The following is a 19,430-nucleotide window of genomic DNA, read 5'->3' as shown; positions in this document are numbered from 1 at the left end:
TCCCGCAAGCGGGAAAGGGTTTAGCGGCTCACCCTAAATTCAGCCGTCGCGACACCGTCGGGTCCACCACGGCGAGCAGCGCGTAGGCCACGAACTGCTTCACCCGCCGCCCCCAGCCCGTGCGGGCGCGATGCACCGCCGGGGTGATCGCCTCGCTGTTCGCGATCTCGCCGTCCACATAGGTCCGCATGTGCGCGGCGAACGCCGCGTCGTCGATTCGCAGCATCAGCTCCAGGTTGATGAACAGGCTGCGCATGTCGAAATTGGCCGAGCCGATCATCGTCGTGTCGTCGACCAGATACAGCTTGGTGTGCAACTTGGAGGGCAGATACTCGAAGATCCGCACCTTCTTGCGCAGCAGCCCGGCATAGGTGAAGCGCGCCGCCTCCACCGCAGCCGGGTGATCCGACAGCGCCGCGGAGACGATACGCACCTGCGCCTGCCGTTTTCCCGCGCGGTCGAGCTGGCGCAGGATCGTCGGCGAGGGTGCGAAATAGCCCGCGATGATGTCGATGCGCCTGGCGCCACGCATGTCCGCGCGCAGGCAGCGTGCCCAGGGTGACAGCCGCTTGACTGGCCCGCCCATCAACCAGCGCACCGACCCTTGCGACTCGCTGTACCGCCGCAGCACGCGGTTGAGGTGGCGCAGCTTGGCCTTGGGCTGGCTGCTCCAGGCGCGCAGCGCATCGAAATAGCCGACCATCCGCGCCGCTGCGGGGCCTTCCACCACCAGGCCCAGATCGCGCCAGATCAGCTCCGGGCTTTCCGCCCTGCCGACATAATCGTCCTCGATGTTGAAGCCGCCGACGATGATCCGCTCCTCGTCGGCCAGGGCCAGCTTCTGGTGATTGCGCAGCAGATAGCGGCGACCCCAACGGGGCAGGAACCAGCACATCGCGACGCCGGCTTCCTCCAGCTGATCGAAGAACGACCGCGGCGCCCGCAGGCCCGCGCCGAACCCGTCGACGATCAACGCCACCGATACGCCGCGCCGCGCGGCGCGGATCAGCGCGTCGTTGACCTGCTGCCCGGTATCGTCGTCGGCATAGAGGTAATAGACGAGCCGCAGCGACCGCTGCGCCCCGTCGATCAAGGCAAGCAGCGCGTCCAGCCGCCGCCGACCCGTGTCGAGCAGCGTCAGGCGATTGCCGTCGACGGTAAAGGAGGGTTGCGGTGCCGGTGGAGGTGGCGGTGGGGCCATGGCGCGCGGGCATGGGGCAGCGCCGCGCGGAGGGCAAGCGCGAGCACTTTCGTTGACTTGCGCGACCCCGTGCGCTAGACGATCGCGCTTTCCGGCAGCTGCTGAACACTTAAGGAAACGCCATGGCGCGCGTCACCGTCGAGGATTGCGTCGACAAGATCCCCAATCGTTTCGACCTGGTGCTGTTCGCCGCCCAGCGTGCGCGCCAGATCTCGGGTGGCGCGGACCTGACGATCGATCGCGATCGCGACAAGAACCCGGTCGTGGCGCTGCGCGAGATCGCGGAGGAGACGGTGCGGCCCGATCATCTGGAGGAGTCGGTGATCAACGGTCTCCAGCGGGTCCAGATCGACGACGAGGACGAGGCCGACGCGATCGGCTCGTTGCAGGCGTCCGCCGAAGCCTTGCGGCTCACTGCGGCCGCGCCGCCGCGGAACCAGAATATGGGTGGTGATTACGAATAACGCCTGAGGCTAACGGCTTGCCGCTAGCTGAAGATGAGCGTTATTCACGGCCAGCGACCGCGCGAGCTCGCACTCGCGCGTGTCGACCGACGGCGCGGCTTTGCCGCGGCGTGACCACACAAACAGCATCCAACCCACCGACCTCGCCCGACGGCGTGGCCAGTCTGCGCCGCAGAATAGCGCTACTGCGCTGACTCACCCTTGAAGCCCTGGCAGACAACGAACCACTCGACGCTGCCCTTGCGCGACGCCGGCGGCTTGGCATGCTTCACTGTCGTGAAGCGCCGCTTCAGTTCCGCGACCAGCGCCGCATCGGCGCCGCCCGCGAACACCTTGCCCACGAACGCGCCGCCGGGGCGCAGCACGCCATAGGCGAAGTCCGCCGCCGCCTCGACCAGCGCCATGGTGCGCAGGGCGTCGGTCTGCGGGTGGCCGACGGTGTTCGCCGCCATGTCCGACAGCACGAGGTCCGCCGACCCGCCCAGCGCGTCCTGCAACATGCCGGGCGCAGCGTCGGTCATGAAGTCCAGGTGCAGGATCGTGACACCCTCGATCGGGTCCACCGGCAGCAGGTCGATGCCGACCACGGTGCAGTTGGGCACCTGCCGCCTGATCACCTGGCTCCACCCGCCCGGCGCCAACCCCAGATCGATCACGCGCCGCGCGCCCTTCAGAAAGCCGAATCGCTCGTCCAGCTCGAGGAGCTTGTATGCCGAGCGGCTGCGATAGCCGTCGGCCTTGGCCTTGCGGACATAGGGATCGTTCAGCTGCCGCTCCAGCCAAGCGGTCGATTGCGGCGTGCGCTTGCGGGCGGTCTTGACGCGCTGCGGGCCGACGAGCTTCTTGGTCATGGCGTCCCGATCATGGCCGGGCGGCTCCCATCAGCCGCCGTAATATGCCTTCGCGGATGCCGCGATCGGCGATGCCGACCCGCTCGGCGGGCCAAAGGTCCATGATCGACTCCAGGATCGCGCATCCCGCCACCACCAGGTCCGCGCGTTCGGTGCCGATGCAGCTCAGCTGCGCGCGCTCGCTCACCGCCATCGCCGCCAGCTCGCCGCTGATCCGCCGCATCGCATCCGCCGGCACGATCAGCCCGTCGACCATCGAGCGATCATAGTGGCTAAGTCCCAGATGCACCGAGCCCAGCGTCGTCACCGTTCCCGACGTGCCCAGCAGACGCGGCCGCACGATGCCACGCGGCAGCCGTTGTGCGAAGGGCGCGAAGCTGTCGGTCACCATCGCCCGCATGCGCGCATAGGCGGCAAGCAGCCCGTCGCGCCCCTCTCCACCGCCGGCACTTTCGGTCAGCGACACCACACCCCAGGGCGCGGAATGCCAGTCGAGCACGCGCGGCACCACCCCACTGGTGTCGACCAGCACCAGCTCGGTCGAGCCGCCGCCGATGTCGAAGATCAGCGCCGGGTCCTCGCCCGGCTCGATCAGCACGTGACAGCCCAGCACGGCGAGCCGCGCTTCCTCCTCCGCCGAGATGATGTCGAGGTGGATGCCCGTCTCGGCATAGGCGCGGGCGATGAACTCGGCCCCGTTCTCCGCGCGCCGACACGCCTCGGTCGCGACCGACCGCGCCAGCGTGACGTTGCGCCGCTGCAGCTTGTCGGCGCAGATCCGCAGCGCCGCGAGCGTGCGGTCGATCGCCGCGTCGCTCAGCCGGTTGCTCGCCGCCAGCCCCTCGCCGAGCCGGACGATTCGCGAGAAGGCGTCGACAACGGCAAAGCCGGTGCCTTGCGGCCGCGCGATCAACAGGCGACAGTTGTTGGTGCCCAGATCCAGCGCGGCAAAGGCTTGCGCGGTTGACCAGCGACCCCGCTGGGGCCGTATCGCCGCCGATCGGTCAGGCTGCTGCCGCCGCGGCTCGTGGGCGGACGCATCCCCCATCGGCCAGAACACTCGCTTCTTCTGTTATGCCGGCGCGAGGGGTTGAGTCCCCCGCTCGGTGCTTGGTCGAGATGCTAGCGCGCCTGACGACCACCGGCAAGCCGGCCTTGATTCGCCCCCGCTTGCCGCCTAAAGCGGCCCGGACTGCCCGATCCTCTAATGGTAAGAGAGCGGACTCTGACTCCGTCAATCAAGGTTCGAGTCCTTGTCGGGCATCCATCCTTCCGCCAGCGCCGCTACCTCGTCTCCTCATAGACGTCCGCCCAGTCGGAATAGGCGTTCCAGACATCGTGCGCGAAGAACACGATCGGCACGCCCTTGCTCACGACCTTGCCCGCGGTGGCGATGTTCTTGTTCGTCGCCAGCTGCTTGCCGGCCTGAGCGGCGATCTGCCTGGGCGCTTCGGCCTTTCGCGTCAGCTTGGCGATCTTGCTGGCACTGCGCTTGCGCTCGATCGCGGCGTTGATCTCGGCGACCTTCTTCTGCGCGGCCTCCAACGCCTTGGTGTTGGCGTCCGCGTGGCTGGCGAGTGTGCCTTTCACGATGCCCTTGCTCGCATCCATGCCGGTGCCCAGCGATGCCTTGCCGACCTCGGTCTGGATGGCGACCGCGCCCGCATCGCTCAGTTGCCCGGCGTCCTTGATGAACGTGCCCGCGATATTGTAGCCCAGCCCGACGCCGGTCGCCGCGAGCGCCGTGCCGGCGGGCACGACCAGCGCCCCGACGCCGATCGCGCAGCCGACCCCGGCCAACAACAAGGTGGCGCCGAGCTGGATGTCCGCCATCCGCCGTGCACCCTGTCCCGCCAAGCCCGCGATCTCCCGGTTGATCTCGCCGACATCCTTGAACAGCTCCCTGGTCGACAAGATCGCCTGCTGCTTCACGCCCTGCATCTGCGCGGCATAATTATACGCGATTGCCGGGCCCTTGGTGGCGAGCTTGTCGAGAAAGGTGAGCAGCAGCTTCTGCCCGCGTTCGTCGGCTTCCTTGCGAATCCTGCCCCAGTTCTGGCTGACCTCGACGGTTCCGGGCTTCTGCATCCACGGCACCAGCCCATAGGCGATGTTGAGCACGGTGCTCTCGTCGTAATCCTTCCACTCGGCGCGGGTATTGCCCTGGATCGCGACGGCGAGACCGATGCTGCGGAAATAGCCGGTGAGGTGCTTCAGATCCATGCATGCGACGGTAACGGGCTTGGTATTGGCGGCCATCGGTTCCCCCCAGAACGAATCGCGTCAGCCAAGCAGAGCCCTACTCAGAGTCAAGTCCCCTGCGACACCTTTGCTTCGGCGATCAGCGCGCGCGACTCCGCCGACGCCCAGTCGCGCGCGCCAGCGACGCGCCAGATCTCGCGGCCCTGCGCGTCGTACAGCAAGGTGGTCGGCAGGTTGGCGGGCAACGCGACGCTGACCGCCATCTCGGGGTCGAGCACAGTCTGCAGGTTGGAGACCTTTACGCGTTGCAGGAACGCCTCGACCTTCGCCGCATCCTCTCCCTGATTGAGCGCGATCGCCGGTATGCCCACCGCCGCCGCGTCCAGCGCGGGCATCTCCGCGACGCACGGCGCGCACCACGTCGCCCACAAATTGACCAGCAGCGGCTTGCCGCCGAACAACGCCAGCGCGATCGGCTTGCCGTCCAGTCCGGTCATCCTGGCGGCCGGCATCGCCTCGCCCTTGTGACTGCGGTCGACCGCGCCCGCGCGCGCAGCCGGCGCGCTGGGCGGCGCTTCGTCGGGCGATGTCATGTTCGCGTCCGCTTGCGGGGGCGCTGCCGGCTCCTTAGTGCAGCCGACGGCGGTTAGCGCCAGGAGACAGGCGATCGCCGAGCGCCCCGACAGCGAAAACGACATGAGCGGCTCCAACAGCATGTGGGGTGGCCGCTTCGCCGAAGGCCCGGCGGCCGTGATGCGCGAGATAAACGCCAGCCTGCCCTTCGACAAGCGCATGTGGCGGCAGGATCTTCGCGGCAGCCAGGCGCATGCGGCGATGCTGGGCGCGCAGGGGATCGTCGATGCGGACGCGGTCGCGTCGATCGCCGCTGGCCTCGATCGGGTGGCGGACGATTACGCCGCCAACGGCGTGCCCGACGATCTGGCGCTCGAAGACATCCACATGCTGACCGAAAGCCGGCTCGCCGACGCGATCGGGCCCGATGCCGGGCGGCTGCACACCGCGCGGTCGCGCAACGATCAGGTCGCGACCGACTTCCGCCTATGGGTGCGCGACGCGATCGACGAGGTCGAGGTGGCGTTGAAGGCGTTGCAACGCGCGCTGCTGACGCGCGCGGAGGAGCATGCCGCCAGCGTGATGCCGGGCTTTACGCACCTCCAATCCGCGCAGCCGGTGACGCTCGGCCACCATCTGATGGCCTATTTCGAAATGCTGCGTCGCGACCGCAGCCGCTTCGCCGATGCGCGCGCGCGGCTGAACGAATGTCCGCTCGGGTCGGCGGCGCTGGCGGGCACCGGCTTTCCCATCGACCGCGACGCGACGGCAACCGCGCTCGGCTTCGGCCGCCCGACGCGCAACAGCCTGGACGCGGTCAGCGACCGCGATTTCGCGCTCGATTACCTGCAGGCTGCGACGCAATGCGCGCTGCACCTCAGCCGGCTGGCGGAGGAGTTCGTGCTGTGGGCGTCGCAGCCGTTCGGCTTCGTGGCGCTGTCGGATGCCTGGTCGACGGGCAGCTCGATCATGCCGCAAAAGCGCAATCCCGACGCGGCCGAGCTGGTGCGCGGCCATGCCGGGCGGATCACCGGCTGCCTCGTCGCGCTGACCGTGACGATGAAGGGGCTGCCGCTCGCCTATTCCAAGGACATGCAGGACGACAAGCCGCCGGTGTTCGAGGCGCACGACCTGCTGGGGCTGTGCCTCGCCGCGATGACGGGCATGATCGCGACCGCGACGTTCCGCACCCAGCGGATGCGCGAAGTAGCGGAGGCGGGTTTCTCGACCGCGACCGATCTGGCAGACTGGCTGGTGCGCGAGGCGGGCGTGCCGTTCCGCGAGGCGCACCACATCACCGGCCGTGCGGTGAAGCGGGCTGAGGAACTGGGATGCAAGCTCGACCAGCTGCCGCTCGACGATCTGACTGCGATCGATGCAAGGATTTCGGCCGGGGTGTACGACGTGCTGTCGGTAGACGCATCGGTAGCGAGCCGGACCAGCTATGGCGGCACCGCGCCCGCCAATGTACGCGCCGCGATCGCCGTCGCGCGAAAGGACCTGTCGTGAAGCAGTTGCTGATCTTCGCCCCGCTGGCGCTCGCCGGCTGCGGCTCCGCGGTCGGGCTGAAGCCGCCGCCCGGTGGGACGTTGCCGCCTGCGCCTTATGGCGCGAGCGCACAGCCGACGCCGACGCAGCTGGTGACGCCGACGCCGCAGCAACGCCCCCAACGTTCGGACGAACTGCTCACCAACGCCCAGGAGCGCCGCGCCGACGAATTCGATCTGCCGCCCGAATAATGGATCATTTCAGCTTCAGGAACGGCGTGCTGTATGCCGAGGACGTGCCGATGCCCGTCATCGCCGAGCAGGTCGGCACGCCCGTCTATGTCTATTCCGCCGCCACCTTTCGCCGCCATGCGCGCGTATTCCGCGAGGCGTTGAGCGGCCTGTCGCGCGTGCATCTGGCCTATGCGGTCAAGGCCAATCCCAACCTTGCCGTGCTGCGGCTGATGGCAAACGAGGGCTACGGCGCCGATGTCGTCTCGGGCGGCGAAATGACGCGCGCACTGGCGGCGGGCATGCCGGCCGACGCGATCGTCTTTTCCGGCGTCGGCAAGACGCACGCCGAGCTGGCGGCGGCGCTGGACGCGGGCATCGGCCAGTTCAACCTCGAGCTGGAGGAAGAAGGCGAGGTGCTCGCCCGCCTCGCGCACGCTCGCGGCCGGCGCGCGCCCGCGGTGCTCCGCGTCAATCCCGATGTCGACGCAGGCACGCACGCCAAGATCTCCACCGGGCGCAAGCAGAACAAGTTCGGCGTGCCGATCGCCGACGCAGCCGCGATGTTCGACCGGCTCGCGAAGCTCGACGGGCTGAATCTACGCGGCGTGGCGCTGCACATCGGCAGCCAGCTCGCCGATCTCGCACCGCTGGAGGCCGCGTTTGGCCGCATCGGCGACTTCGTCCGCACGCTGCGCGCGGCCGGGCACCGCATCGACCGCGTCGATCTGGGTGGCGGGCTTGGCGTGCCGTATCGCGAGGGCGAGCTGCTCCCCACGCCGGCCGATTACGGCGCGATGGTCGCGCGCGCCACGGCGGGCTGGGACGTCGAGCTGATGTTCGAGCCGGGCCGCGTCATCGCCGGCAATGCCGGCGTGCTGCTGACGCGGGTGATCTGGAACAAGCCGGGCGAGCCGAATCCCTATGTCATCGTCGACGCGGCGATGAACGACCTCGCCAGGCCGGCGCTGTACGATGCCTGGCACGATTTCGTCGCCGTCGAGCCCACCGGCGAGCGGATCACCGCCAATATCGCCGGCCCGATATGCGAAAGCGGCGACACCTTCGCGATGGGCCGCGACATCGATGCCGTGCGCAGCGGCGACCTGGCGGTGTTCCGCACCGCCGGCGCGTACGGCGCAACGATGGCGTCGACCTACAACAGCCGCGCGCTGGTGCCCGAGGTGCTGGTCGACGGCGACCGGTTCGCGGTGGTCGCGGACCGCGTCGAGCCGGCGGCGTTGATCGCCGCGGAGCGGGTGCCGGACTGGCTGTGAGCTGGCCGGGCCTGCCCGTGCTGGTGAAGGTGACGGGGCAGCCGGTCATCCTGCTGGGCGAGGGCGAGGCGGCGGACGCCAAGCGGCGCGTCCTGGAACGGGCCGGGGCGCGGGTCGTCACCGACCACCCCGACGCACGGCTGGCGATCGTGGCGATCGAAGAGGACGCGGCGGCGGTGGCGGCGGTCGAGCGGCTGCGCGCGCGCGGGGTGTTGGTGAATGCGGTCGACCGGCCGACGCTGTGCGATTTCACGCTCCCGGCCGTCGTCGACCGCTCGCCGGTGCTGATCGCGGTCGCCACCGGCGGCGTGTCGGCGGGCCTGGCGGCGGCGGTGCGGCAACGGCTGGAGGCGCTGCTGCCGGCCAACCTGGGACGGCTCGCCGACGCGCTGTTCGCCGCCCGCGATCGGTTGCGTGCCGCCCTGCCCGACGGTGGCGAGCGGCGGCGGGCGATCGGCGCGGCGCTGGCGGGAGAGCTGAACCCGCTGGATGGCGCCTCGGCGGGCCGGGTAGAAGGCTGGCTCGACGACCTCACCGAGGCCACCGCTGTCGACCCGACGCTTGTCCCCATCCTGCTGCGTTCTCCCGACCCCGACGATCTCACGCTGCGGGAGGCGCGGTGGCTGGCGCTGGCCGATCGCGTGTTTCATCCGCCCGACATACCTGCCGCCATGCTGGAACGTGCCCGTGCGGACGCGGCGCGGATTGCATGCGATGCGCCGCCGGGCGATGAACTGCCCGGACTTAGCGTTTGGGTGGGATGGGCGTGAACGGGTTCGGCTATCGGGTCACCGGCGAATCCGCGGAATCCGTGCCGATCGAGGCGGCGCTGGCGTGTGACGACGCGCTCGTCTGGGTGCATCTCAGCACCCATGCCGAAGAGGCGCGCGCCTGGCTGGCAGACGAGGCGAAGCTGGACCTGCACGTCGTCGAGGCGCTGACCGCGACGGAAACGCGCCCGCGATGCGACGAGTTCGCCACCGGCGCGCTGGTCAACCTGCGCGGCCGCGCCAAGGAAGAGCTGTCGCAGTCCGATCCGCTCGCATCCGTCCGTATCTGGGCCACCAAGGGCCGCGTCTTTTCCGTCAGTCGCGCACATCTGGTCGCCACGGACGCGGTCGAGGCGGTGGTGGCGGCAGGAAGCGTGCGCGATCCCGGCGACCTGATCGCCGCCTTCGCGACCGCGATCACCACCGACCTGGATCCGGTCGTCGCGGCGCTGGGCGACAGCCTGGACGATTGCGAGGAGCGGCTGTCGGCCGACCACATCTTCGACCTGCGCCGCAACGTCAGCGATGTGCGCAAGCAGGCGATCGGCTTTCGCCGCTTCCTCAACCCGCAGCGCGACGCGCTGGAGCGGCTGGGCGCGCTACCCGGCGACTGGCTGGAGGCCGACGACCGCGTCCATCTCGCCGCCGCCGCCGACCGTGCCGCGCGCATGGCGGAGGAGCTGGAGAGTATCCGCGAGCGATCGGCGCTGATGCACGACGCGCTCAGCGACCTGCGCGCCGAGCAGCTGGACGGGCGCGGGCTGGTGATCTCGATCGTCGCGATGATGTTCCTGCCGCTCACCTTCGTGACGGGCTTCTACGGCATGAACGTGAAGCTGCCGGGCGCGCAATCGCCGCATGCGTGGCAATGGATCACGCTGACCTGCGCCGCGATCGTGCTGCTCGTGCTCGGCTTCTTCCTGCGCAAGCACTGGTTCAAGGGTTAAGCCGCGCGCGCCGTTCGCCAGGCGCCGGCGATCTCTTCCAGCGTATCGGCGGTGTCGCGGAACGGGCGCGGGTCGTCGCCCATCGCGGCGTCGAGCACCGTCGCGCGCGCCCCGGCGTACAGACGCGCCAGCGTGCGCGACACGTCGCCGCCATTGTCGAAATCCAGCCCCGCTTCGAGCGCGAAAAGAATGGCGGTAGCGCGCGTCACCCGCTCGCTCTTGCCGCGATACTGCCCGTGCTCGACCGCGTGGCCGGCGGCCCGCAGCGCGGAGACCAGTTCCTCGTACAGCAGCTGCACCAGCGCCGGGCCGTCGGCGATCGCGGTGCGACCGGCGACGTCGATCTGGCGATAGGTGGCGGCGGGATCGCGACCGAGCGCGGACGCATACATCACGCCGGCCATCAGTCGCTCTTGTTCCAGGCTTCGACCTGCTGCTTGAGGAAGTCCTGCGTCGACTTGTACGCGGCGACACGCGCGTCCATCGACGCGAACTGGCGGACGAGGCGGGTCTCCATCTGCTCCGCCGCTGCCGCCGCCTTTTCCTTCGCCTGGGCCAGGTCGGCCTGGACGGCGGTGTAGCGCTGCACCTCCGCGTCGAAGCCGAAGCTGCGGTCGGTGGCGCGCGTGGTGATCGCGCCCAGCGCGGCGGCGAGGCCGCCGTTGCTCGCGCCGGTGCCGTCGGCGAACATCGCCTCGACCGCCGTCGGGAAGTCGGTCAGCGCCTTGGTCAGCCGCACCGTGTCGACCGACAGCGTGCCGTCGCGGCCGGTGCGCACGCCGATATCGCCCAGCGTACGCGGCGCGCCATCGGCATTGGTCGCCAGCGACACGGTGGTGAGCTGACCCAGCGAGCGGCGCAGCGTGGCGGCGGCGGGGTCCGCGCGCAACGCGCCGGTGACGGGGTCGAGCTCGGTCCTGATCACCGCCTGCAGCTCGTTGAACGTGGTGACGAAGTCGTTGACCGCCTGCGCCAGGTCCGCGCCCGGCGGCGTGGCCCCCAACGTCGTCGTGCCGGTCGCCTTCAGGTCCAGCCGCACGCCCGCGAGCAGGTCCGCGACGCTGTTGGTCGCGCGACGAAAGATCGCGCCGTCCAGCACCAGCTCGGCATCGGCGGCGGTGGTGCCGATGGTGGTGCCGCCAGCGCCTGTGCCGACGGACAGATCCGCGAGGCTCATGCCGGCAGCGGCGGCATCGATGTCGCTGCCGCTAATCGTGAAGGCGTTCGCCGCGCCCGTCGCGCCCTTGATCGTCAGCCGCGCGCCGGCTCCGTCGGTCACGACGGTGGCGGTCAGACCCAGCGTCGTCGCGCCGTTGATCTTCGCCGCGATCGAATCGAGCGTGTCGGTGGCGGCAATGGCCAGCGACGTGGTGGCGCCACCCTTCGTGATGTCCAGCGTGCCCGCGCGGAAGGTATCGGTCCGGGCGACGGCGGTGTTGGTGGTCGCGGCCTGCGCGGCGGCGAGCCGGGTGACGGTGAGCGTTGCCGACAGACCAGCGACCCTGCCAGCCGCAGTGGCGGTGGCGACGCCGGGAACGCTGCTGGTCGGCTGGGTGGCGAGACTGCCGCCCTTCACCAGCGCGCGCAAGGCGGCATCGAAGCCGGTGATGCCGCTCTTCAATTTGGCGATGCCGGATATCTGCGCGGTCAGCGCGTCGGATTTCTGGGTCAGCTGCGCGGTCTTGGCCGCGAACTGCGCCTCCACCAGCGCGGAGACGATCGCGCCGGTGTCGAGCCCCGAGCCGGTCCCCAGCGTCTTGACGATCGAGGCGGTGGAGCTGGTGGGTGCGGTCGTCATGATCGACTTGTAGAACGGCCGATTGCGCTGAACTTTTAGGTGTTATCCAACCTTGCCTTACCGGCCTCCCTTGCTGCGGCTGGATCGCATAAACCGGGTTTCCGGTGCGGGTCTAACCCGGAACGACCCCGTTCTCGTCGAACCGCGCCCCCGTCGGCACGTCGACCGGCGGCGGCGACCCCCCGGCGGCCGCGTTCAAGTTGAACACGAAGGCGAGCACCGTCGCGATCGCGAGATACAGGTCGTCGCGCACCTCCTGCCCTTCGCGGCTGGTATAATAGAGCGCGCGGGCGAGCTGCGGATATTCCAGCACCGGCACCGCCGCTTCGCTTGCCAGATCGCGGATCGCCAATGCGGTCGCGCCGCGCCCCTTCGCCACCACGACCGGCACCTGATCGCGCCCACGCTCATAGCGCAGCGCGATCGCGAAATGCGTCGGGTTGGTGAGCACGACATGCGCCTCGGCGATCGCCTTGCGGGTGTTGCGGTTCATCATCGCACGCGCGCGGGCACGTTGCTGACCCTTCACTTCCGGGTTGCCGTCGCTCTCCTTGTGTTCGTCGCGGACCTCCTGCTTGGTCATGCGCAGCTTCTTGAGCAGGCGGATCAGCTGAACCGGCACGTCGACGCCGGCAATGATGACCAGCCCCGCCGCCATCGCGAACAGCACGGCGGTGAAGGTATTGCCCAGCGTCGCGAGCGCAGCCCCGAGGTCGGAGCCCGCCAGGCCGATCGACTCGGTGGCGACGCGGCGCAGCATGTACCAGCCGATCACCGACAGCAGCACCAGCTTGAGCAGCGACTTGCCCAGCTCGATCCAGCCGGTCGGGCCGAAAACGCGCTTCAGGCCCGCGCCCGGGTTGATGCGCGACGCCTTGGGCATCAGCAGCTTGCCGTTCCAGCCCTGCGCGCCGAAGCTGACCTGGCTCAGGATCGCGGCGGCGATGCTGACCGCGAACAGCGTGAGGAGCGAGGGCAGCAGCTTGGCGCCGGCCTGCGCGATCGGACGAAACGGCGAGAACGCTTCCACCTCGTCGCGCCCGAAGGTGAACGAGGCCGCCATCACCTCCTTGCACGCGGCGAGCAGCGACGGGCCGGCGAACGCGAACCAGGCCGCGCCCGCGAGCACCACCAGCGCGGTGGCGAAGTCGCGCGAACGCAGAACCTGCCCGTCCTCACGCGCCTTTTCCAGGCGCTTGGGAGTTGGGGCTTCTGTCTTGTCGAGATCGCTCATGTGCCGAGCACCAGCCGTTCGGTGGCGGACAGGCCCTCGCGGACGATGATCAGCATGTAATCGCCCATCGCCGGAAAGGCGATCGCGAGCGCGATCACGCCGACGGCGAGGCTGGCGGGCAGGCCGACCGCGAACAGGTTCAACGCCGGCGCGGCGCGGCTCATCATGCCGACGATCATGTTGAGGCAGAGCAGCAGGAAGCCGACCGGCAGCGCCAGCAGCAGCCCGGCGAGGAACAGATACCCGCCGAACAGGGCGACACCCTGAACCTGACCGGCCGACAGCCACGCCCCGCCCGGCGGCAGCACCTCATAACTGCGCACCAGCATCTCGACGAGCACGAGGTGGCCATCGACCGACAGGAACAGCAGCGTCAGCATGATCGAGAAGAACTGCCCCAGCGCGGGCGTCGAGCGGCCGTTCTGGGGATCGATCGCGGACGCGAAGCCCAGCCCCATCGACGTGCCGATCACCTCGGACGCCACCAGCGGGCCGGCGAACGCGATCTGGAGGATGAAGCCCAGCGAGAACCCCACCAGCGCCTCCGCCCCGATCGCGGCGAACGTCGCGACGGAGAACACCTCGGCCGGCGGGGTGATCGTCTGCGTGCCCAGCACCAGCACGCCGATCGCCGCCGACAGCGCGATACGGACCTGCAACGGCACCCCGATCGCGCCGAACACCGGCGCGACGATGAACGCTGCGCCGATCCGCACCATCACGAACACCAGCGCCCACAGCTGGGGTTCGATGGCTAATCCGAACCCTAACAACTCGGCACTCCGTCATGCTGAACTTGTTTCAGCATCCACGCGAGACGGTCGACCGACGGACCGCGCTTCGAGGTCTCGCATGGACCCTGAAACAAGTTCAGGGTGACGGTGCTCATTTAACGACGTCCCCGATCCGCTCGAATTGCGCGACGGTAAAATCCGTCAGCAGGCCCAGGATCAAACTCCCGAAGATCAGGATCGAGAACGCGACCACCACCAGCTTGGGGATGAACGACAGCGTCTGTTCGTTGATCGAGGTCGCCGCCTGCACCATGCCCAGCACCAGCCCGGCGACCAGCGCGGGCACCAGGATCGGCGCGGACGCGAGCGCCAGCACCCACATGGTCTGGTTGGCGACGGTCAGGAAATATTCGGCGTCCATTACGATCTTTCCGTTCGTGTCGAGCGCAGTCGAGACGCATTGGTCGTTGTCTGTCCCTCGACTTCGCTCGGGACGAGCGTTGAAGGTGGCGGCGGTGGCGTCAGGTCACGAACGAGTTCGCCAACGACCCCATCGTCAGCGCCCAGCCGTCGACGAGCACGAACAGCAGCAGCTTGAACGGCATGGAGATGATCGTCGGCGACATCATCGCCATGCCCAGGCTCATCAGCACGGTGGCGACGACCAGATCGATGACGATGAATGGCAGGAAGATCAGGAAGCCGATCTGGAACGCGGTCTTCAGCTCGCTGGTGACGAACGCCGGCAGCAGCACGGCATAGGGGATGTCGGCGGGCGCGGCGTAGGGGCCCGACTTCGCCATCTCGGCGAACATCGTCACGTCCTTGATCCGCGTCTGCTTGACCATGAAGGCGTGCAGCGGCTTGCCCGCCGCCTCGATCATCTGTGTGCCGGCGAGCTGCCCGTTGGCATAGGGCTGGATCGCGGTGCGGTTCATCTCGGTGATGGTCGGCGCCATGACGAACAGCGACAGGAACAGCGACAGCCCGATCAGCACCTGGTTGGGCGGGGTCTGTTGAAGCCCCAACGCCTGGCGCAGCACGGCGAGCACGATGACGATGCGGGTGAAGCTGGTCATCATCAGCACGATCCCCGGCAGGATCGTCAGCAGCCCCATGATGATGAGGACCTGCAGCGACAGGCTGAGGCTGCCCGACTGGCCCTGCGACTGCCCGCCGAGCTGGCCGAGCGCGCGGTCGACTGCATCGCCTACGCCGGGTGCCGGAGGTGCGGTTTGCGCGAAGGCGGGGACGGCGATGAAGACCGCGACGATCAGCGCAAGGATGATCACGATCAGCCGAGATGCCCCATCGCCCTTCGCCGGCGAAAGCCGGGGCCAAGTCGCGCGCATCGGGCCAACCCCGGCTTTGCCGCCGGCGCGGCCGACCAGGCCCCGGCTTTCGCCGGGGAAGGGCTTTGAGGAACGCTCCTTGATCAGCGCCGGTCCGTAACCGTGACGAGTGACACTGGCCTTCACGACCCCGCCCCGCCCTCGACCTTGTCGAGGAGATTGACCCCGCCGCGCCCGACCGAGACGAGCAACCGCTTGCCCTCGAAATCCAGCACCGCGAGGCGCAGGCCGGGCGAGATCATCATGGTTTCCTTGACGCTAATCAAGCGTGTCGACGGCTTGCCCGGGATGCGGCTCTCCAGCCGCCGCCACAGGTACAGACAGCCGATCATCAGCCCGCACACCAGCGGCAGCAGGATCACCAGCTTGAGGATATAGGTCCACAGCATGGGCCTCAGGCCGCCTTCTTGTCCGGGTTGACCAGCTCGGTCATGCGCACGCCGAAGCGATCGCCGACGGTGACCACCTCGCCGCGACCGATCAGCGTGCCGTTGACGAACACGTCGAGCAGCTCGTTGGCCTGGCGGTCGAGCTCGATCACCGAGCTCTCGCCCAGCGCCAGCAACTCGCGCAGCGTCAGTTCGGTGGAGCCGATCTCGACGGTCAGCTTGACGTCGACGTCCTGGAGCAGCCGGAAATTGGTCGCCAGCGCAGAATCGACAGGAAACCCGCCGCTCATGTCGTTCATGGGTGTATTCCTTCGATGCGGTGTAGCGACGTTAACTGGATGGCGGCGCGGCCGTTCGATGTACCGACGGTGCCCGCGCCCAAGCGGTCGCGGCCGACCATCACCGGCACGGCGGCGGCGACGGTGATCGGGATGACGTCGCCGGGCTTCAGCGCCAGCAGCACCTGCAACGGCACCACCGGCTCGGCGAGCACCGAGCGGACGGGGAAACGCACGTTCATCACCGACCGCGCGAGGCCCGAGCGCCAGGCCGGGTCCGGCTCGGCCTTGTCAAGCACCTTGCCGGTCAGCGTCGCGGCGTGAGGCTTCAGCGCGCTGACGGGGTAGAGGATATCGACGAACACCGGCGAGCCCGTGCCGCCGGCGAGACCGAAACGGGTGACGACGGCGGCGTCATCGGCATCGATTCCGGTCACCGCGGCGGCGTTGTTCTCGACCCGGCCCGGGCGGAATTCCAGCTTGGCGAGCGGCTCCCACGCCGCCTTGAGCTGACTGGCAAGGCTGCTGCCGAGCCGCGCGATCATGGCGTCGGCGGCCGGCGAGAATTCGGTCGGGCGGTGCGCGATCGCGGCCCCGTTGCCGCCGAAGAACAGGTCGAGCATCTCCAGCACGAAGCCGCCGTCGAGCACGATCAGCGCGGTGCCAGGCTGCCCCCCGGCCAGCCCGATCGTCATCGGCAGCCAGGCGGTCAGCGTATCGGAGCGCTCGGCGCGATAATCGGCGAAGCGCTGCACGGCGAGCGGCTCCGCCCAGCTGCGCACTTCGCGGCGCAGCAACGGCTCCCAGACACCCTTCAGCGCCCGCGCCAGGCGGGCCGACAGGTGCTGGAGCGTATGCAGGTCGCCGAACGGATTGAGCTGCGTCTGCCCCAGCGCATGCTGCGACGCATCCGGGCGGATGCGCTCGCGGCGGTCGGTCGTTGGCGGGGCGTTAACCATGCCTCACTGAACGACGAAACTGGTAAAGTAAGTGTTACCGATGCCGCCGAACCCCTCCTTTTGCTTGAGGGTGGCATTGATCGCTGCGGTGAGTCGCTTCTGCAGCTCGCGCTTGCCCTCGCTGGTGAAGATCTGCTCTTCCGTGGTGTCGCCCAGCGCCATCAGCACCGCCGAGCGGACCGCGATCTCGTTGGTCTTCAGGTTCTCGACGACCGTCTCGTCATAGGGCGTCGACACGGCCACGCCGACCTGCACGAAGTGAACGGAGTCGCGCAGGTTGGAGGTGAACTCCTTTTCGAACGAATAATAGTTGGAGGCGTATGGGTCTCCGCCTTGCCCCTCCGGCGTCGGCTTGCCGACGCCGCCGCTCGCGCCGGCCTCCTCGGCCTGCCCCTCCCTGGGAACCCCCTTCGTCTGCTCGCTCTTGGGCACCAGTCTGGGGCCGGCATGCTCGCTCCCATCGCCTGCGCCGGCGGCATAAAGGCCACCGGCGACGCCGCCGCCGACCAGCACCAGCATGGCGGCGGCCATGACGATCAGCTTCTTCTTGCCCTTCTTTTTGGGCGCATCGGTTTTCGCGTCGGTGTTGGCCATCGATCGGGTTCCTGCTTAGGCGAGACGGGTTTCGGATGAAGACTCGGTGACGTCGCGTGCCGATGCCGGACGCGGCGGAAGCACGGCTTGCGGCGCGGGCGCCTGCCGGCGGTCACCACCGGGATTGCCGGCGCCGCCGTCGACGCCAGACTGCGCGAGTTTCAGCCCCTTGGCATCGGCGAGCTCGACGAGGCGCGGCTGCGCATCGGCGAGCAGCCGCGCGGTGGCGGGATCGGCGGCGGCGAGGTGGACGTGCACCGCCTCGCCCTCCCGCCGAACCGTCACGTCGATCGGCCCGAGCGCGTCGGGGTGGAGGCGGATGCGCGTATCGGCCGCGTTCTGCGCGTCGCGGATGTGCTCGATCCGCGCCACCATCGCCTCCGGCCAGCGCGCCTGCATCACGTCGATCGGCGCGGCGATGCCGGGCGCGGTGAGGCTCGGCGCCACCGTCGCAGGAAAGACGAAGAGCGGCGGCAACTCTGCCCCACCCGGTGCGGGACGGCGCTCGGCGGCCGCGGCGCGGTGCAGCGCTGCCCCGAACGCCTGCAGCGCCGGACGAACGATCGGTCGCGGCGCACCGGGCGCCGCTGGTATGACCGAAAGCGCCGATGCAGGTTGATCCGCGCGCGCGCCCGTCACCGGCGCGTCGTCAACCGGTGCGTCCCGTAAGGTAGTGACCGGCGGATGCCACGCAGCAACGATGGGCAGCGGCGGCGCGCCGGTGGGCGGGGCGAGGGCAGAATTCGGTGCGACGGATATTGGTGCTTGCGGTGTGGCTATGGCGGTGGGCAGCGTCACGGGCGGCTGACCGCCGGTCAGCGACACGATCGCTGCCTGCGTCACGGCGGAACCCGGGCTACCGCCCCCCGGCGTGGAGACCGTCGTGGGGGAGCCAATCGGTTCGTCCGGTGCCGCTGTCGGTGCCGCGTCCAGTCGCCGGGTTGCCGACGGCGCGGTCATCCATCGATCGACCGGGTGGGCGTGCCGCGTCGCGGGCGCGAGCGAGACAAATGACGGTTGCGGCAGCGCCGCAACCCGCATGGCAACGGGCGCAGTAGGCTGGGCAACCGGCTCCGTGACGGCCGCCGCTTGCTGCCCCTCACTTGCGTGCACAAGCGGGGCGACGGCCAGCTTGGCAGCACGGCCGCGTGCGGGCACTGCAGCTCGCTCCGCCATCGGCAACACAGGTTCCGGTGCTGCGACGACGGTTGGCAGTGGCGAGGCCGGTGACGGCAACCGGGCGCTTGCCTCCCTTGGATGATCACCGGCCGCCCCCGTGGCGAGGTGCGACAAGGTGGACGGTGCAGACTGCTCGTTGTCCGGCCGAGGGTCCGCCACGGGTCTTGGCGAGCGGAGGTCAGGCCGCGACGATGGTGCCGATGCCGGCACATTCACGGGAGAGATCGTCACCCCGTCAGGCACGCGATGCTCGTCCGGCATCGGTGCTCGCGAAGGTGAGGAGGTCGATGCCGGCGCGCTAACAGGACCGGCCTCGTCGGGCGTTGGAGCAGGCGGAGAGCCGAGCACAGCTGGTAAGGGCTGACACAGGGCGGGTTGCTCGAGCGGCAATGGCTCAGTCGAATGAGCCTCCACCGATCGAACCGGACCAGCTGCCGCTTCAGCGCTCGCCAGCTCGGGCACGGGAGCAGCGAATCGGAGCGGTCGTGCTCCGGGTTCAGACGCAGCGTGTGGGCGTCGAGAAGGCGTGAGCTGCGGGTCGGATTCCACGGGCAGTTCGGGCTTGGCAAGCGCACCGCGCCCGACCGGCGGCTCGGTCGGACCCACTTCCGCTCCCGCCTGCCCTGACTTCATCAGGGTCTGCTCTGGCTTCGCCGGGACGGCTCCAGGCTCTTCCGCGGCGGAAGTCGGGGTCCAGTCGGCCGCGCGGGACCGGACTGCAACGGGCGTGGCGGAAGGCGTGGGGGCGAGTTCGGGCACGGCAACCGCAACCTCGATCGGCAATCGGCTGCCGTCCGGCGGCAAGGTCGTTCCGGGCGACGGCACCGGCACGCCCGCCACTTCCATTCCTGTTGGCGGAGAGGTGCCGAGCAACGCGGCCAGCACCGGGGCGAATGCCTCGCCCGCGCCG

The 19,430-nt window shown here is 69.2% G+C and carries 22 protein-coding genes and 1 tRNA gene; 7 read left to right on the top strand and 16 right to left on the bottom strand.

Features of this window, described 5'->3' with window-relative positions; genetic code table 11:
- Positions 1 to 28: 28 nt before the first annotated feature.
- Positions 29 to 1,201: a phosphatidylserine/phosphatidylglycerophosphate/cardiolipin synthase family protein gene (locus JWN21_RS02005; RefSeq protein WP_299645731.1), complete on the bottom strand. Its 1,173-nt coding sequence runs from the start codon at positions 1,199 to 1,201 to the stop codon at positions 29 to 31.
- A 122-nt stretch (positions 1,202 to 1,323) separates the two neighbouring features.
- Here JWN21_RS02005 and rpoZ point away from each other — a divergent pair, with 122 nt between their 5' ends.
- A complete protein-coding gene (gene rpoZ, locus JWN21_RS02000; RefSeq protein WP_299645730.1) occupies positions 1,324 to 1,665 on the top strand; it encodes a DNA-directed RNA polymerase subunit omega in 342 nt (113 codons plus the stop codon).
- 182 nt (positions 1,666 to 1,847) lie between these two features.
- Here rpoZ and JWN21_RS01995 read toward each other — a convergent pair whose 3' ends face one another.
- Both JWN21_RS01995 and JWN21_RS01990 read right to left on the bottom strand, forming a co-directional pair.
- Positions 1,848 to 2,516, bottom strand: a complete 669-nt coding sequence (locus JWN21_RS01995; RefSeq protein ID WP_299645729.1) for an RlmE family RNA methyltransferase — start codon at positions 2,514 to 2,516, stop codon at positions 1,848 to 1,850.
- A gap of 10 nt (positions 2,517 to 2,526) precedes the next feature.
- Entirely contained in the window at positions 2,527 to 3,564 is a 1,038-nt protein-coding gene (locus JWN21_RS01990) for a Ppx/GppA phosphatase family protein (protein ID WP_299645728.1), read from the bottom strand.
- 145 nt (positions 3,565 to 3,709) lie between these two features.
- On the opposite strand from JWN21_RS01990, the gene JWN21_RS01985 reads away from it, so the two are divergent.
- Positions 3,710 to 3,783: transfer RNA gene (locus JWN21_RS01985), tRNA-Gln, on the top strand.
- A gap of 17 nt (positions 3,784 to 3,800) precedes the next feature.
- Here JWN21_RS01985 and JWN21_RS01980 read toward each other — a convergent pair.
- Both JWN21_RS01980 and JWN21_RS01975 read right to left on the bottom strand, forming a co-directional pair.
- Positions 3,801 to 4,739 (bottom strand): hypothetical protein, encoded by a 939-nt coding sequence (locus tag JWN21_RS01980; RefSeq protein WP_299645727.1) that lies wholly within the window; start codon positions 4,737 to 4,739, stop codon positions 3,801 to 3,803.
- Positions 4,740 to 4,825: 86 nt separating this feature from the next.
- Positions 4,826 to 5,311 (bottom strand): TlpA disulfide reductase family protein, encoded by a 486-nt coding sequence (locus JWN21_RS01975; RefSeq protein ID WP_299645726.1) that lies wholly within the window; start codon positions 5,309 to 5,311, stop codon positions 4,826 to 4,828.
- Between the two features lie 121 nt (positions 5,312 to 5,432).
- Between JWN21_RS01975 and argH the strand changes: the two genes are divergently transcribed.
- Genes argH through JWN21_RS01950 form a run of 5 tightly spaced genes read left to right on the top strand, consistent with a single transcriptional unit; the run spans position 5,433 to position 10,003 of the window.
- A complete protein-coding gene (gene argH / locus JWN21_RS01970) occupies positions 5,433 to 6,800 on the top strand; it encodes an argininosuccinate lyase (RefSeq protein WP_299645743.1) in 1,368 nt (455 codons plus the stop codon).
- The gene (locus JWN21_RS01965) at positions 6,797 to 7,030 is read left to right on the top strand and encodes a hypothetical protein (RefSeq protein ID WP_299645725.1); all 234 of its coding nucleotides are present in this window, start codon (positions 6,797 to 6,799) and stop codon (positions 7,028 to 7,030) included. Before argH ends, JWN21_RS01965 begins: the two co-directional genes overlap by 4 nt.
- Entirely contained in the window at positions 7,030 to 8,286 is a 1,257-nt protein-coding gene (lysA, locus tag JWN21_RS01960) for a diaminopimelate decarboxylase (RefSeq protein ID WP_299645724.1), read from the top strand. The genes JWN21_RS01965 and lysA overlap by 1 nt, the downstream gene beginning before the upstream one ends.
- Positions 8,283 to 9,056, top strand: a complete 774-nt coding sequence (locus JWN21_RS01955) for an NAD(P)-dependent oxidoreductase (RefSeq protein ID WP_299645723.1) — start codon at positions 8,283 to 8,285, stop codon at positions 9,054 to 9,056. Before lysA ends, JWN21_RS01955 begins: the two co-directional genes overlap by 4 nt.
- Positions 9,053 to 10,003: a CorA family divalent cation transporter gene (locus tag JWN21_RS01950; RefSeq protein WP_299645722.1), complete on the top strand. Its 951-nt coding sequence runs from the start codon at positions 9,053 to 9,055 to the stop codon at positions 10,001 to 10,003. Before JWN21_RS01955 ends, JWN21_RS01950 begins: the two co-directional genes overlap by 4 nt.
- Here JWN21_RS01950 and JWN21_RS01945 read toward each other — a convergent pair.
- From JWN21_RS01945 to JWN21_RS01895, 11 genes are all read right to left on the bottom strand, one after another.
- A complete protein-coding gene (locus JWN21_RS01945) occupies positions 10,000 to 10,398 on the bottom strand; it encodes a flagellar protein FliS (protein WP_299645742.1) in 399 nt (132 codons plus the stop codon). The two genes, JWN21_RS01950 and JWN21_RS01945, sit on opposite strands and share 4 nt — an antisense overlap.
- Positions 10,399 to 10,406: 8 nt before the next feature.
- The gene (fliD, locus tag JWN21_RS01940; RefSeq protein WP_299645721.1) at positions 10,407 to 11,801 is read right to left on the bottom strand and encodes a flagellar filament capping protein FliD; all 1,395 of its coding nucleotides are present in this window, start codon (positions 11,799 to 11,801) and stop codon (positions 10,407 to 10,409) included.
- Between the two features lie 112 nt (positions 11,802 to 11,913).
- Positions 11,914 to 13,035, bottom strand: a complete 1,122-nt coding sequence (flhB, locus tag JWN21_RS01935) for a flagellar type III secretion system protein FlhB (RefSeq protein WP_299645720.1) — start codon at positions 13,033 to 13,035, stop codon at positions 11,914 to 11,916.
- A complete protein-coding gene (gene fliR, locus JWN21_RS01930) occupies positions 13,032 to 13,808 on the bottom strand; it encodes a flagellar biosynthetic protein FliR (RefSeq protein WP_299645719.1) in 777 nt (258 codons plus the stop codon). The genes flhB and fliR overlap by 4 nt, the downstream gene beginning before the upstream one ends.
- 112 nt (positions 13,809 to 13,920) lie before the next feature.
- Positions 13,921 to 14,190: a flagellar biosynthetic protein FliQ gene (locus JWN21_RS01925; RefSeq protein WP_299645718.1), complete on the bottom strand. Its 270-nt coding sequence runs from the start codon at positions 14,188 to 14,190 to the stop codon at positions 13,921 to 13,923.
- Between the two features lie 100 nt (positions 14,191 to 14,290).
- Positions 14,291 to 15,121: a flagellar type III secretion system pore protein FliP gene (gene fliP / locus JWN21_RS01920; protein ID WP_299645717.1), complete on the bottom strand. Its 831-nt coding sequence runs from the start codon at positions 15,119 to 15,121 to the stop codon at positions 14,291 to 14,293.
- Positions 15,122 to 15,243: 122 nt separating this feature from the next.
- Positions 15,244 to 15,510, bottom strand: coding sequence for a flagellar biosynthetic protein FliO (locus JWN21_RS01915; RefSeq protein ID WP_299645716.1), 267 nt, complete (start codon positions 15,508 to 15,510; stop codon positions 15,244 to 15,246).
- A gap of 5 nt (positions 15,511 to 15,515) precedes the next feature.
- Positions 15,516 to 15,809 (bottom strand): flagellar motor switch protein FliN, encoded by a 294-nt coding sequence (gene fliN, locus JWN21_RS01910; protein ID WP_299645715.1) that lies wholly within the window; start codon positions 15,807 to 15,809, stop codon positions 15,516 to 15,518.
- The gene (locus JWN21_RS01905; protein ID WP_299645714.1) at positions 15,806 to 16,747 is read right to left on the bottom strand and encodes a flagellar motor switch protein FliM; all 942 of its coding nucleotides are present in this window, start codon (positions 16,745 to 16,747) and stop codon (positions 15,806 to 15,808) included. Before JWN21_RS01905 ends, fliN begins: the two co-directional genes overlap by 4 nt.
- 3 nt (positions 16,748 to 16,750) lie before the next feature.
- The gene (fliL, locus tag JWN21_RS01900) at positions 16,751 to 17,341 is read right to left on the bottom strand and encodes a flagellar basal body-associated protein FliL (protein WP_299645713.1); all 591 of its coding nucleotides are present in this window, start codon (positions 17,339 to 17,341) and stop codon (positions 16,751 to 16,753) included.
- A 15-nt stretch (positions 17,342 to 17,356) separates the two neighbouring features.
- Positions 17,357 to 18,184 (bottom strand): flagellar hook-length control protein FliK, encoded by an 828-nt coding sequence (locus tag JWN21_RS01895; protein ID WP_299645712.1) that lies wholly within the window; start codon positions 18,182 to 18,184, stop codon positions 17,357 to 17,359.
- Positions 18,185 to 19,430: the final 1,246 nt, after the last annotated feature.

The sequence above is a fragment of the Sphingomonas bacterium genome, assembly GCF_028292945.1.
GTDB lineage: Bacteria > Pseudomonadota > Alphaproteobacteria > Sphingomonadales > Sphingomonadaceae > Sphingomonas.
Note: the sequence above shows the minus strand (reverse complement) of the source record. Positions and strands in the feature narration are given on the sequence as shown.